Below are 13,876 nucleotides of genomic sequence, written 5' to 3' on the forward strand. Positions count from 1 at the left end.
ATGGCCAGCGTCACCCTCGGCGGCAATCCCGTCACCGTGAACGGCAACTTCCCGAAACCCGGAGACACCGTGCCCGACTTCACCCTGACCGGCGGCGATCTCAAGGACGTGAGCCTCAAGGACTACGCCGGCAAGCGCAAGGTGCTGAACATCGTGCCCAGCCTCGACACGCCGGTCTGCCAGACTTCGACGCGGCAGTTCAACCAGCGCGCTTCCGGTCTCGCCGACACCGTCGTGCTCGTCATCTCCGCGGACCTGCCGTTCGCGTCGAAGCGCTTCTGCACGACCGAAGGCCTGAACAACGTCGTGCCGCTCTCGACGTTCCGCAACCGCGACGTGCACGGCAAGCTCGGCGTCGACGTCGCCGACGGCCCGCTCAAAGGCGTGACCGCGCGCGGGGTGATCGTGCTCGACGAGAACAACAAGGTGCTGCACTCGGAGCTGGTGCCCGAGATCAAGGAAGAGCCCAAGTACGACGCGGCGCTGGCGGCGTTATCGAAGTGAAACGTGAAACGTGAAACGTGAAAAGTGAAAAGTGAAATGTGAAACGTCAACCCGTGTTCAAGCCGATTCGCTCAAGCTCCGACATGCCGCCACGTTTCACCTTTCGCGTTTCACGTTTCACGGCCTTCGAATGAAAAGCGCTCACAAGGGCAAGCGCGGCATCACGCGCATCTGGAACGCGCTGTTCTATTCACTCGACGGGCTGTCGGCCGCATTCAGGCACGAGGACGCCTTCCGCCAGGAAGTGCTGATGGCGCTCGTGCTCATCCCGATCGCCGTCCACATGCCGGTGGAGGGTTCGGGCAAGGCGCTGATGGTCGCGAGCGTGCTGCTCGTGCTCATCGTCGAGCTCCTCAACTCGGCGATCGAGGCGGTGACCGATCGCGTGTCGCTCGAAGACCACATCCTCGCCAAGCGCGCGAAGGACATGGGCAGCGCGGCGGTGATGCTCGCGCTCATCAACGTTCCCACGGTCTGGTTGATCGTGCTGCTGTCGTAGCGTGCGGCACCGCCTCTTCTACGTGGTCGGCGCGTCCGGCGTCGGCAAGGACAGCCTGATCGCGTACGCGCGCGAGCGCCTCGCGACGTCGCGCGCGATCGTCTTCGCGCACCGCTACATCACGCGGCCCGCGGAGTGCGGCCGCGAGAACCACATCGAGCTCTCGTGCGCCGAGTTCGCGCAGCGCGAGCGCCTCGGCCTGTTCGCGATGTCGTGGGAGAGTCACGGCTATCGCTACGGCATCGGCGTCGAGATCGACGCGTGGCTCGCGCAGGGCCTGAGCGTGGTGGTGAACGGCTCGCGGGATTACGTGCCCCAGGTGCGACGGCGCTATCCCGACATCGGCGTGGTGTGGGTGAGCGCCCCGCCCGAGGTCGTGGAGTCGCGGTTGCAGAGCCGCGGTCGCGAGTCGAGTCGCGAGATCGAGGCGCGCCTCGAGCGCAATTCCCGTCTCGGCGTCGAAGCGCCCGACGACGTGCTGCGCATCGACAACGACGGCACGCTGGAAACCGCGGGCGAACGGCTGATCGCGCTGCTGAGCAGTTGATCGTCGTTCCCGCGAAGGCGGGAACCGATTTTGACGTTGGATTCCACTTGAAATGGATTCCCGACAGCCCGCGCCAGCGCCGTTCGGGAATGACGATGGTTATAATCCGGGCGTCTTTCTTCCCGGCCTTCCCATGTCCACTCTCATCTGCGGCTCGATCGCGTACGACACCATCATGGTGTTCAGCGACCGCTTCAAGAATCACATCCTTCCCGACCAGCTCCACATCCTCAACGTCGCGTTTCTGGTGCCGGACATGCGGCGCGAGTTCGGCGGCTGCGCGGGCAACATCGCCTACTCGCTGAAGATGCTCGGCGGCGAGCCGCTGATCATGGCGACGGTCGGCGACGATTACGGGCCGTACGAAGAGCGTCTCGACGCGCTCGCCATACCGCAGACGTACATCCGCAAGGTCGAAGGCACGTACACCGCGCAGGCGTTCATCACGACCGATCTCGACGACAACCAGATCACCGCGTTCCATCCGGGCGCGATGAACGAGTCGCACCGGAACCACGTGGGCGACGCCCAGAGCGCGACGCTCGGCATCATCGCGCCCGACGGCCGGGAGGGGATGCTGCAGCACGCGCGCGAGTACGACGAGGCGGGCGTGCCTTTCGTCTTCGATCCCGGCCAGGGCCTGCCGATGTTCGACGGCGCGGAGCTGCTCGAATTCATCCGCATGGCCGAGTACGTGACGGTCAACGATTACGAAGCGCAGTTGATCCAGGAGCGCACCGGCAAGACGGTCGAGCAGCTCTCCAAGCTCGTGAAGGCTTTCATCGTGACGCTGGGCGCGAAAGGCTCGCTGATCTACAGCGGCGCCGAGCGGATTGAGATCCCGAGTGTGAAGCCGGAGGCCGTGGTCGATCCGACCGGCTGCGGCGACGCTTTCAGGGCCGGGCTCCTCTACGGCCTCGCCGCGGATTACGATTGGCAGACGACCGGCCGCCTCGCGTCGCTGCTGGGCTCGATCAAGATCGCGCAGCGCGGCGGACAGAATCACCGCTTCACGCCCGACGAGATCGCGCAGCGCTTCCGCGACGCGTTCGGCCGCGCGCTTGCCTGAACGAAAGGACCGGCCATGAGCAAATCCGCAATCATCCTCGCCGCCGCGGTGCTGGCGACCGCGCTGAGCGGCTGCGCGCCCGGGCTCGGCGGCAGCTCGTACAGCCGCGAGCAGGCGCGCCGCGAGCAGACCGTGCGCATGGGTTACGTCGAGAGCGTGCGCGAAGTGAAGATCGAAGGCACGCGCAGCGGCGTCGGCGCCGCGACCGGCGCGGTAGCCGGCGGCATCGGCGGCAGCACGATCGGGCACGGCCGCGGCTCCGCGGTCGCGGCGGTCGCCGGCGCGGTCGTCGGCGGCATCGCGGGCCAGGCGGCGGAGCAGGGACTCACCGCCAGGCGCGGCGTCGAGGTCACCGTCAAGCTCGATAACGGCACGATGCTCGCGATCACGCAGGAAGCCGACGAGACCTTCCGCCCCGGCGACCGCGTGAGAATCCTCTCCGACGGCGCGACATCGCGTGTCACTCGCTAAGCACGACTTCGCGACGACGCGGCAAGCGATGAAGTCGACCATGCCCGGGTCGCGTCGTCGCGTCGTTTCCGGCGCGCAGCGCATGTCGTCCTGACGACATGCGCTGGCTGCGCATCGCGCGGCTCGCGCTGCACCTCGCGCGCGGCCTTTTCACCGCCGCGTTCCTTTTTCCGTTCCAGTCGCAGGCGACGCGCGATCGCGAGATCGGCGAGTGGGCCGCCGGCGTGCTCGACATCCTCGCGCTGCGCCTGACGGTGCACGGCGAGCTCGTGAAGGCGCGCCCGCTGATGCTCGTCGCGAACCACGTCTCGTGGCTCGACATCTTCGCGATGCAGTCGGTGGCGCCGGTGCGCTTCGTCGCGAAATCGGAGGTGAGGCGCTGGCCGCTGGTCGGCTGGCTCTCCGCGCGCGCGGGCACGCTGTTCATCGAGCAATCGCGCCGTCACGATACGCTGCGCATCAACAAGCTCGTCGGCGAATCGCTTCGGAGCGGAGAGGTGTTCGCGGTGTTTCCCGAAGGCACGACGACCGACGGCTCGCGCCTGCTGAAATTCCACGCCTCGCTGCTCGCGCCCGCCTTGCAGGTCGGCGCGACCTTACAGCCCGCGGCGATACGTTTCACGCGGGAAGACGGGACGCTGTGCACCGAAGCCGCGTTCGACGGTGTGCGCTCGGTGTGGGACGTGGTGCTCGGCGTCACGCGGCACCGGACGGTGAACGTGTCTCTCACGTTCATGCCGCCGCTCGCGACCGACGGCTACCATCGCCGCGAGCTGGCGACCTACGCGCGCGAAGCTATCCGTCTGACGCTCGGCCTGGGACCCTCTGAATAAGTCCCGCGCGGGACGCGTTACGACCAAAACGCGATGGATGCTAGGAGCGACGCGAAGCCAATATGTCGATATTGGCGAGCGGCGCGACGACGCAGACGCGCGTTTTGGTCGTAACCCGAAGGGAGGGCGGCTTTGCGGGCGCATTTCGTCGTCGGGATCGCTTGCAATATCGACATATTGCCGCGCGCTCTCCTCCTAGAACTGCCTCCCGCAAAGACGCCCTCGCGCCCGCGCGGGACTTATTCAGAGGGTCCGTAAGCCGAGCAGTCGGTCTGAAACAGACGCCGATCTTCGAGCCGAAGCGCGCTGAGCTGGCGTCCCCATACGCAGCCGGTGTCGATGCTGAGGAGATCGGGCTCGAGCATGAGCCCGAGCGCGGCCCAGTGGCCGCACACGATCGGCGTTCCCGCGCTCCGGCGTCCGTGCACCTCGAACCACGGCATGTAGCCCTCGGGCGCGCCGTCGAGACCGGTCTTGTGGCTGAACTCCATGCGGCCGCTCGCGTCGACGAGGCGGATGCGCGTCATCGCGTTGATGATCGTGCGCAGGCGGTCGTAACCGGTCAGGGCGTCGTCCCACGCGTCGGGCGTGTTGCCGTACATGTGACGGAAGAGCCCGCCGTCGTTCGCCGCGAGCGCGCTCTCGACTTCGCGGGCGAGTGAGTGCGCTTCTGGAATCGTCCACTGCGGCAGCAGCCCCGCATGCACCATCGCGTAGCCGTTCTCGACGTGCATGAGCTTGCGCGTGCGCAGGAACTCGAGGAGCTCGTCACGATCGGGCGCGTTGAGGATGTCGTCGACGGTGTCGCCGCGGTGCGGCTTGGCGAACCCCGCCGCGACCACGAGCAGCGCGAGGTCGTGATTGCCGAGCACGCAGACCGCGCGGTCCCCGAGGCTCTTCACGAAGCGCAGCGTCTCGGCCGACTTCGGACCGCGGTTGACGAGGTCGCCCACGAGCCACAGTGCGTCCGCCGCCGGGTCGAACGCGACCGCGTCGAGCAGCGTGCGCAGCTCGTCGTAGCAGCCCTGCACGTCGCCGATGGCGTAAGTGGACATTTTGAGGGGTGAAATGCGAAACGTGAAACGAAAAGGGCGCAGCCCGCGCTACGCCCTGGTGTTCAACCCGCTATGACGTTTCACATTTCACGTTTCACTTGCCCTGCGACGCCAGGTAATCCACCGCCGCCATGACGTCGGCGTCGGAGAGCGACATGTTGCCGCCCTTGGGCGGCATCGCGCCCTTGCCCTTGAGCGCGTGCTCGTGGAGCGTGTCGAGCCCCTGCTTGAGACGCGGCGCCCATGCGGCCTTGTCGCCGAGCTTCGGCGCGCCGGCGACGCCGGTGCCGTGGCACGCGGCGCAGTTCGCGTCGAAGATCGCCTTGCCCTTGTCGGAGCCGCCGGCGGCGGCGCCCGCGGCAGGCGCCGAAGGCGGTGCGCCCGCAGCGGCAGGCGCCGGTGCGGCAGCGGCGGGTGCGGCCGCGGTTTGCGCCGGTGCCGTCTTGACGGCCGGCTCGGTGAACTTCGCGCCGGCCTGGTTCGCCATGTAGGCGACCGCGCGCGCCAACTCGTCGTCGGTCAGCGCCGGGTTGCCGCCGCGCGGGGGCATGGCGCGGATGCCTTTGATCGCCATCTCGGTCAGGTGCTCGTGGCCCTGCTTGATGAGCGGTCCCCACACGGCCGCGTCGCCGATCTTGGGTGCGTTCAACGCGCCGGTCGCGTGGCACGCGCTGCACACCGAATCGACGATCTGCTTGCCGGTCTTCTGCCCCGGCACGTCGCTGCCTTCGGCGACGACGACCTGCCCGACGGGCTTGAGCCGCTTCGCAATCGCTTCTTCCGAGAGCACCGTTGCGCCCGGCGATACGCTGCGAGTCGCGAGACCCGCGATGATCGAGATCAGCACGATCGGAATGACGAACGACAGGATGACGACCACGAGAAGTTGCTTCGGCGTCTTGATGAAAGTGGAATGCGCGTCGTGGGGATGATGCTCGCTCATGCAGGTTTCCCGCGTATAAGACAGACGAAAACCGCCGATTATAGCGGGGAGCCGGGTGCGGGTAAAACCTTGATTTGAGGCGTGTTACAATCGCCGGTCACGCGCTCGTAGCTCAGCTGGATAGAGTATCGGCCTCCGAAGCCGAGGGTCGTGGGTTCGAATCCCGCCGAGCGCGCCAGTCAGAAAGTCAAAATGGATTCCGGATCACTTCGCGCTGCCGCGCGGTCCGGAATGACGACCATGGCGTCATTCCCGCGAAGGCGGGAAGCCATTTTGACCCGTGACGTCCAAACAAAAACGCCGGCATCTGCCGGCGTGTTTTCATTCTGACCTCGCGCGCTGCTTCACGTCTTCACATCGTGGTTCGCGCGCGCGCTCTGGAACACCTGCGGCCACCAGCTCTCGAAATGCGCGCGCGTGCCGCGCGCGTCGATGAACGCCTTGTATGCCTTGGTGCGCGCGGTGCGCTCGACCGACGCAGCGGCGAGCGCTTTCCCGTGATCGCTTTGCGCGAGCGCGTATTCGAGGCGGCGCTCCAGCTCCTCCTGCACCGCGCGCTCTTCCTCGACTTTGGCGCGCAGGCTTTCGAGCTCGGCGAGCGAGAGGAACGCGCCGAGCTTCGCGCGCAGCGTCTTCGGATCGAGCGGCTTGCAGAGATACGCATTGGCGCCCGCGCGCAAGGCGCGTGCGCGATCCTGATCGCGCGCCGCAGCCGTGCAGAAGACGATCGGCGCGTTCGGATCGGTCTTGCGGATTTCGCGGCAAAGCGCCGCCCCCGACCAGTCGGGCAACCAGTAATCGAGGATGTAAGCGTGGAACGTCGTCGAGTTGACGTAACGGATCGCCTCGAAGGCGGTGGCCGCGAAGATCAGCGTGTGATCCGGCAGCACTTCCTGGAGCAGGTTGCAGAACTCCGGATCGTCGTCGACGACGAGGACGGTGCGGTGGGGCAGCGCGCGTTCGGACATTGGGAGGCTCCTCGGTGACTGCGTGATCAGACCCGCGGACATTGTTCCAGTATGGTCCTTTTCTGCGATATGCAAAACCGGGCGTACCCCGGGGTCAGCCGCTGCCGCTCAGCCGGCCGGCCTCCGAGGTTTCGCTGCTCGTGAGCGCCAGCTCACGCAGAACGCCGATGCGCTGGTGCACCCCGCGCGCTTGCGCCGAGACGACGGCGGCCCCTGTCGCGTCGCCGGTGTCCGCGAGACGCGCGGCGCACTCGTTCAGCAGGGCCGCACTTTCCTGAAGTGTCTTGAGGGCCTGCCATAGCGTCGCTTCGGTTTTGGCCGTCAGCCCGTCCGCCAGCGCCTGCGTGCTGAAGCCGTGGCCGGTGTGGCAGCGGAAGCGGTCGACCTTGCCTTCGCGTATGCGGAACAACACGCCATTGCATTCCGGGCACGTGTAAACGCTGGGGTCTCCGTATTCCATGATGCCCCTCTCGAAAGCGGAATCGGATGCCGACATGCCGATGTCGGTCTTGAGGCCCTCGCGATAGCCGGCCGAATCGGGTGGCTCCTTCGGCGGCGCCGTCATCACGAGCTCCGCGAGGATAGGCCCGATCTCGCGCGCCGGGAGCGAGTAATCGATGTCGGCGCGGCGCAGCGCCGACAGCGGCATCGAGCTCATCGCCGCCTCATGCGGATCCTGCACGATACCTATCCCGCCCACGCGCTTCAACGCGTACATGCCCGAGCTTCCGTCGGACAGCGATCCGGACAGGATTACGCCGATCGCGCGGGCACCGTACGAGCGGGCGGCCGACCGGAAAAGCACGTCGACCGATGGACGGTAGTGATTCTCCTTGGGCCCCCGCACCACGTGCACGCGGCCGTCCATCACGATGAGGTGGTGATCCGGCACCGCGACGTAGATGCGGCCGCCTGCGAGCGGCTCGCCGTGCGTCGCGGGCGCGGCCGGCAGCGGTCCCGCGCGATTCAGGATGAAGTCGAGGAGAGAGCGCTGGGTGGGCGCGGTATGCAGCACCACCAGGACTGCGGCGGGGAAATCGGCCGGGAGCCCTCCGGCGAATTCTTCGAGCGCACGTACGCCTCCCGCGGACGCACCGACTACGACCATACGTTCGGGCACCATCGCGAGCTCGTGCAGAATTTACGATGCGCGAATGTTGCAAGCCGTACGCCGTGCACGCGGAGGGGCTACCGGCATGCTCGCGGGAGAGTCCGGCCGTATCCCATTCGACCGCCTGCGCCGCACGCTGATTGCATAAGACGCTCACGCGCGATTTTGCAGCGCGGGCGCGGCAGCGATCCTGCACGGAGGCCCTGTGGTTCCACCTGAAACGAGCGACAAGAACGGCGCGCGCCGCGACATCGTCGTGATCGGCGCTTCGGCCGGCGGCGTCGAGGCGATCGTCGGGGTCATGCGCGATCTGCCGGCCGACATCGCAGCGTCGTTTTTCGTCGTGTCACACGTGCTGCCCGAAGCCGGTAGTCACCTGCTCGACGCGCTCAATACGATGGGTCCGCTGCCGGCCAGACACGCCGAAGACGGCGAAGAGTTCAAGCACGGCGTCATCTACGTGGCGCCGCCGGACCGGCATCTGCTCGTCAAGCGCGACCACGTGCGGGTCACCCGCGGGCCACGGGAAAACCGCTGGCGGCCGGCCATCGACCCGCTGTTTCGCTCGGCCGCGGTCGCTCACGGTCCGTGCGCTGTGGGCATCGTGCTCTCGGGCATGCTCGACGACGGAACGTCCGGCCTGGCGGCGATCAAGCGCTGCGGCGGTATCGCGATCGTCCAGGATCCCGACGATGCGGCTTTCCCCGAGATGCCGCGCACCGCGCTCGCCAACGTCGATGTCGACCACCGGCTGAGGGTGGCGGACATCGCGCCGGTGCTGTCGGGGCTGGTGTCCGAAAGCGTCGGCGAGCGCGCCGCGCCGCCGGCCGATATCGTGGCGGAGGCGCGCATCGCCGAAACCGGATACAGCGACGAAACCGTCACCGCCGGCCTTGGGGAGCTCACGGCGTTGTCGTGTCCCGAATGCGGCGGGCCACTCTGGCAGCGCGACGGCAAAGCGCATACGCGCTATCGCTGCCGCGTCGGTCACGCCTACGGCGACGCATCGCTGCTCTCGGCGCAGGACGAGGTGCTCGAAAGCGCGGTATGGGCCGCGATCCGGGTGTTCGACCAGCGTGCGAACGTGCTCGCCACCATGGCCGAAAAAGATCGCCACGCGCAGCGCGCGCGCTCCGCGGCGCACCACGAGTCGCTGGCGCGGGAGGCGCGCGGGCACGCCACGACCCTGCGGGGATTTCTCATGCGACGCAGCGAGTGAAAGGCCACGCGAAAACCCGCAGGGATAATCCCGCTTGAAATAAACTCGGGGCTGGCGCAGTCTCCAACCACGCCGAGAGCACGAGAGATGGCCCGCAGGAAAAGCGATGAGCCCGCCGAAGCAGCGGCTCGCGACACGCACGACGAACCGCCGCCGCCCGGCGCAGGCGCGTTTCCGATCGTCGGCATAGGCGCGTCCGCGGGCGGCCTCGACGCGTTCCGCGAGATGCTCGGCGCGCTGTCGCCGAAAGCGGGCATGGCGTACGTGCTCGTCACCCACATGCCGGCGAAGCACGAGAGCGCGCTTGCCGAGGTGCTCGCGCGATGCTCGGCGCTCCCGATCTCGCAGCTCACGGACGGCCTGCGCTTCGAGCCCAACCACGTGTACGTGCTGCCGGCCGGTCACGACGTGGCGCTCACCGACGGCATTGCGCACCTGACGCCGCGTACCGCCGGCGCCGGCCATCATCGCCCGGTCGATCATTTCTTCCACTCGCTGGCCGAGCATCACGGGCACAAGGCGATCGGCGTGGTGTTGTCGGGCAGCGCGTCCGACGGCGCGCTCGGCATACAGGAGATCAAGGCCGCGGGCGGCATCACGTTCGCGCAGGACGACACCGCCGAGCAGACGAGCATGCCGCGCACCGCGATCCAGACCGGCGCGGTCGATTTCGTGCTCAACCCCGTCGACATCGCGAAAGAGCTCGCGCGCATCGCGACGCACCCGATCGTCGCCGCGACCGAGGGGCCGGCGTCGGACGAAGTGCCCGACCTCGACCCGGTGCTCGAGGTGCTGCGCGAGGCGACCGGCGTCGACTTCACGCAGTACAAGCGCAACACGCTCTATCGCCGCATCATCCGGCGCATCGTGCTGCACAAGCTCGACGGCATCGCCGAGTACCTGAAGCTGCTCGCGTCGACGCCGTCCGAGGCGGAAGCGCTGTATCAGGACATCCTGATCAACGTCACGAGCTTCTTCCGCAACCCGGAAGCGTTCGACGCTCTGAAGGAAGACGTTTTCCCGCCCCTCACGCACAATCGTTCGCGCCACGACCCGGTGCGCATCTGGACGCTCGGCTGCTCGACCGGGGAGGAAGCGTATTCGCTCGCCATGGCGTTCGCCGAGTTCGCGGAAGGGCTCGGCCGGTCGATACCGGTACAGGTCTTCGCGACCGACCTCAATGCCGCGAGCATCGAGAAGGCGCGCGCCGGCCTGTACTCGCGCAGCAGCGTGGGCGAGGTCAGCGCCGAACGCCTGCGGCGGTTCTTCGTAGAGACCGAAGGCGGCTACCGCATCGCCAAGCCCATCCGCGACGCGTGCATCTTCGCGCGACACAACGTGCTCGACGATCCGCCGTTCTCGCGCATCGACCTCGTGAGCTGCCGCAACATGCTGATCTACCTCGGCACCGAGCTGCAGCAGAAGGTGATACCGATACTGCACTACTCGCTGCGGCCCACCGGCTTTCTCTGGCTGGGCACGTCGGAGACCATCGGTTCGTATCGCGACCTGTTCGACCTGCGCAACACGCGCTACAAGATCTACGCGAAGAAGCCGGCGGCGGGCCACATCCCGCTGGTGACTGCGCAGTCGCCGCGCACCCCGGCCGTCGTCGGGACGCCGACCTACCTGCCGCAGCTCGAGTCGAAGGCGGTCGACCCCCAGCGCGAGATCGACCGGCTGCTCGTCGCGCGCTTCGCGCCGCCGTCGGTGCTCGTGCGCGGCGATCTCGAGATCGTTCACTATCGCGGCAACACCTCGCCTTATCTCGCGCCCGCGCCCGGCCGCGCGACGCTGAACCTGCTGAAGATGCTGCGCGAAGGCCTCGTGCTCGGCGTGCGCTCGGCGATACAGCGCGCCAAGATGGAAGAGGCGCCGGTGCGGCAGGAAGGCCTCACCGTCGGCGTCAACGGCGCCGAGCGCAAGGTCAACGTCGAAGTGATCCCGGTGAAATCGGGCGTCGAGCGCGCCGACCTTTTCATGGTGATCTTCCAGGAGGCGCCGAGGCGCGAGGCGGCGCCGGCTGCCCCCGCCGCCGCCGACGACGCCACGCAGAACGAGATCGGGCAGCTGAAGCAGGAGCTCGCCGCGACCCGCGAGTACCTGCAGTCGGTCATCGAACAGCAGGAAGCCGCCAACGAGGAGCTCCAGAGCGCCAACGAGGAAGTGCAGTCCGCGAACGAGGAGCTGCAGAGCATCAACGAGGAGCTCGAGACTTCCAAGGAGGAAGTGCAGTCGAGCAACGAGGAGCTCGCCACGGTCAACGACGAGCTCCACGGCCGCAACGCCGAGCTCGCGCAGACCAACAACGACCTGATCAACCTGCTCTCGAGCGTGCAGATGGCGATCGTCATGCTCGGCCCCAACCTGCGCATCCGCCGTTTCACGCCGATGGCGGAGAAGCTGCTGAACCTGATCCCGACCGACGTCGGTCGCCCGGTGTCCGACATCAAGATCAACCTGGACGTCCCCGATCTCGAGCAGCTCATCGCCGAAGCCGTCGACAGCGTCGCGGTCCGCGAGCGCGAGGTGCAGGACCGGCAGGGCCGCTGGTACCTGCTGCGCGTGAGGCCGTATCGCACGCTGGAGAACAAGATCGACGGCGCGGTCGTCGTGCTCGTCGACGTCGATTCGCTCAAGCGCAGCCAGGAGATGCTGCGCCAGCAGACCGAGCTCCTCAACCAGGCGCACGAGCCGATCGTCATGTGGGAGCTCGACGGCTACATCAACTACTGGAACAAGGCGGCGGAAGAGACGTACGGCTTCACGAGCGAGGCGGCGGTCGGCCGCAGGGCGCACGAGCTGCTGATCGCCACGCCTCCCTACGACGCCTACCGCGACGCGCTGGCGGCGCAGGCGCACTGGAGCGGCGAGCTCGTGCACACGCGGCGCGACGGGCAGAAGATCATCGTGGAATCGCGCATGGTGGTCGTCACCGATACCGAAGGGCGCAAGCTCGTCGTGCAGGCCGACCGCACGATCACCGCGCGCAAGGAGTCCGAGCGCATCCTGCGCACCCTCGCCGACGATCTGGTCGCCGCGGACCGGCACAAGGACGAGTTTCTCGTGATGCTCGCGCACGAGCTGCGCAATCCGCTCGCCCCGTTGCGCAACGTCGTGGCGGTGCTCGAGTCGGACAAGGCGCAGCCGCAGCAGAAGGCGCGGGCGGTGCGCATCATGGACCGGCAGATCGCCAACATGGCGCGGCTGATCGACGACCTCCTCGACGTCTCGCGCATCGCGGTGTCGCAGATCGAGCTCAGACGCGGGTCGCTGGACATGGGCGCGCTCGTCAGGCGCGTCGCCGAGCAGAACGAATCGGTGATTGCCGACAAGCGCCAGACGCTCGACGTCGACCTGCCGGCAACGCCGTGCTTCGTCGACGGAGACGCGGTGAGGCTCGAGCAGGTCGTCGGCAATCTGGTGCAGAACGCCTCGAGGTACACGCCCGCCGGGGGGCGCATCTGGCTGAGCGTCAGGTGCGGGGATGCCGCCCACGGCGAGCAGGTGGTCCTGCGCGTGCGCGACAACGGTATCGGCATCGACGCCGACAAGCTGCCGTACGTGTTCGACCTCTTCATGCGCGCCGACCGCGCGATCGAGCACTCCGGCAGCCTGGGCGTCGGCCTCACTCTCGTGCGGCGGCTCGTCGAAATGCACGGCGGCACGGTCGAAGCGCACAGCGCCGGCCAGGGCGAGGGCAGCGAGTTCGTCGTGCGCCTGCCGAAGGTCCCCGCGGACGCGGCGGCCGTTCCGGCGCCGGTCGAGCAGGCCGTTCCCAAAATCCGGCCGCGGCGCGTGCTCGTGGTCGACGACAGCCTCGACAGCGCCGAAGCGACCGCGATGTCGCTGCGGATCGCCGGCCACGCGGCGGAGATCGCTACGAGCGGCGCGCAGGCGCTCGAGACGATCCGCAGCTTCAGGGCAGACGTCGTGCTGATCGACATCGGCATGCCGGACATGGACGGTTACGAGTTGGCGAGGCGCCTGAAGGCCGCCGCGAGCGACGGCGTGCGGCTGATCGCGCTCAGCGGCTACAGCCATCCCGAAGCGCGCAAACAGGCCGAGGTCGCGGGATTCGACGGCTACGTCGTGAAGCCCGCGAGCGTGGAAGACATCGAGAGCGAGATCGCGCGCTAGCGCGACGGCTGCCGCGGGGCGGCGTACTTGATCGCGAGCGCTTTCAGCACGTAGGTGTAGCCGCCGCCGACCACGCGGTAGGGATAGGGAAACGGACCCCACGCCGGACCCCATGGCGAGCCGTAGAAGGGATAGGGCCGCCAGCGGTAATGCCCGAAGTAGAACGGGTCGTAGAACGGGTCGTAGACCGTCGTCGGCTCGTGGTAGATGCGCTCCACGTCCTGCCGCACGATCGCGTCGGCGCCCAGCGCTTTCGCTTTCTCGCGAGCGTCGTTGAGGAGGTCCGCTTCCGACGCGCCTTCGGACTCGATCAGCGCGATCTCGACGTAGGGGCGATCGGGCTTTTGCAGCAGGATCTCCACCGACTGCGTCGGCGGATAGACCTTGCCCGGATCGAGCTGGACGACGCGCGTGTTGACGGCGCAGGCGCCGAGCGCGAGCACGGCGGCGCAGGCGAGGAGGCAAAGAGCTTTCATCCTGGATTGGACCGCCCGGCGGTGCGACTGTTTCGTTGATA

The 13,876-nt window shown here is 67.5% G+C and carries 13 protein-coding genes and 1 tRNA gene; 9 read left to right on the top strand and 5 right to left on the bottom strand.

Annotation, left to right across the window (positions count from 1 at the left end; genetic code table 11):
* From tpx to VHP37_09290, 6 genes are all read left to right on the top strand, one after another.
* Positions 1–504: a thiol peroxidase gene (gene tpx, locus VHP37_09265; protein ID HEX2826521.1), complete on the top strand. Its 504-nt coding sequence runs from the start codon at positions 1–3 to the stop codon at positions 502–504.
* Between the two features lie 130 nt (positions 505–634).
* Positions 635–1,003, top strand: coding sequence for a diacylglycerol kinase (locus tag VHP37_09270; protein HEX2826522.1), 369 nt, complete (start codon positions 635–637; stop codon positions 1,001–1,003).
* A gap of 1 nt (position 1,004) precedes the next feature.
* Positions 1,005–1,550, top strand: coding sequence for a phosphonate metabolism protein/1,5-bisphosphokinase (PRPP-forming) PhnN (gene phnN / locus VHP37_09275; protein ID HEX2826523.1), 546 nt, complete (start codon positions 1,005–1,007; stop codon positions 1,548–1,550).
* Positions 1,551–1,683: 133 nt separating this feature from the next.
* The gene (locus VHP37_09280; protein HEX2826524.1) at positions 1,684–2,619 is read left to right on the top strand and encodes a carbohydrate kinase family protein; all 936 of its coding nucleotides are present in this window, start codon (positions 1,684–1,686) and stop codon (positions 2,617–2,619) included.
* A 15-nt stretch (positions 2,620–2,634) separates the two neighbouring features.
* Positions 2,635–3,090 (top strand): hypothetical protein, encoded by a 456-nt coding sequence (locus VHP37_09285; GenBank protein HEX2826525.1) that lies wholly within the window; start codon positions 2,635–2,637, stop codon positions 3,088–3,090.
* Between the two features lie 98 nt (positions 3,091–3,188).
* Positions 3,189–3,923 (top strand): lysophospholipid acyltransferase family protein, encoded by a 735-nt coding sequence (locus VHP37_09290; protein ID HEX2826526.1) that lies wholly within the window; start codon positions 3,189–3,191, stop codon positions 3,921–3,923.
* 239 nt (positions 3,924–4,162) lie between these two features.
* Here VHP37_09290 and VHP37_09295 read toward each other — a convergent pair whose 3' ends face one another.
* Both VHP37_09295 and VHP37_09300 read right to left on the bottom strand, forming a co-directional pair.
* On the bottom strand, positions 4,163–4,978 hold the full coding sequence (locus VHP37_09295) for a symmetrical bis(5'-nucleosyl)-tetraphosphatase (GenBank protein ID HEX2826527.1): 816 nt from the start codon (positions 4,976–4,978) through the stop codon (positions 4,163–4,165).
* A gap of 94 nt (positions 4,979–5,072) precedes the next feature.
* A complete protein-coding gene (locus tag VHP37_09300) occupies positions 5,073–5,921 on the bottom strand; it encodes a c-type cytochrome (GenBank protein HEX2826528.1) in 849 nt (282 codons plus the stop codon).
* A gap of 101 nt (positions 5,922–6,022) precedes the next feature.
* Here VHP37_09300 and VHP37_09305 point away from each other — a divergent pair.
* Positions 6,023–6,099, top strand: a tRNA-Arg gene (locus VHP37_09305).
* A gap of 166 nt (positions 6,100–6,265) precedes the next feature.
* On the opposite strand, the gene VHP37_09310 is transcribed toward VHP37_09305, so the two are convergent.
* Both VHP37_09310 and VHP37_09315 read right to left on the bottom strand, forming a co-directional pair.
* The gene (locus VHP37_09310; GenBank protein HEX2826529.1) at positions 6,266–6,889 is read right to left on the bottom strand and encodes a response regulator; all 624 of its coding nucleotides are present in this window, start codon (positions 6,887–6,889) and stop codon (positions 6,266–6,268) included.
* Positions 6,890–6,983: 94 nt separating this feature from the next.
* Positions 6,984–8,012 (bottom strand): chemotaxis protein CheB, encoded by a 1,029-nt coding sequence (locus VHP37_09315; GenBank protein HEX2826530.1) that lies wholly within the window; start codon positions 8,010–8,012, stop codon positions 6,984–6,986.
* 193 nt (positions 8,013–8,205) lie between these two features.
* Here VHP37_09315 and VHP37_09320 point away from each other — a divergent pair, with 193 nt between their 5' ends.
* A complete protein-coding gene (locus VHP37_09320) occupies positions 8,206–9,219 on the top strand; it encodes a chemotaxis protein CheB (GenBank protein HEX2826531.1) in 1,014 nt (337 codons plus the stop codon).
* An 87-nt stretch (positions 9,220–9,306) separates the two neighbouring features.
* A complete protein-coding gene (locus VHP37_09325) occupies positions 9,307–13,359 on the top strand; it encodes a CheR family methyltransferase (protein ID HEX2826532.1) in 4,053 nt (1,350 codons plus the stop codon).
* On the opposite strand, the gene VHP37_09330 is transcribed toward VHP37_09325, so the two are convergent.
* The gene (locus VHP37_09330; GenBank protein HEX2826533.1) at positions 13,356–13,835 is read right to left on the bottom strand and encodes a hypothetical protein; all 480 of its coding nucleotides are present in this window, start codon (positions 13,833–13,835) and stop codon (positions 13,356–13,358) included. The genes VHP37_09325 and VHP37_09330 overlap by 4 nt on opposite strands.
* Positions 13,836–13,876 lie beyond the last annotated feature (41 nt).

This window comes from Burkholderiales bacterium, from assembly GCA_036262035.1.
GTDB lineage: Bacteria > Pseudomonadota > Gammaproteobacteria > Burkholderiales > SG8-41 > JAQGMV01.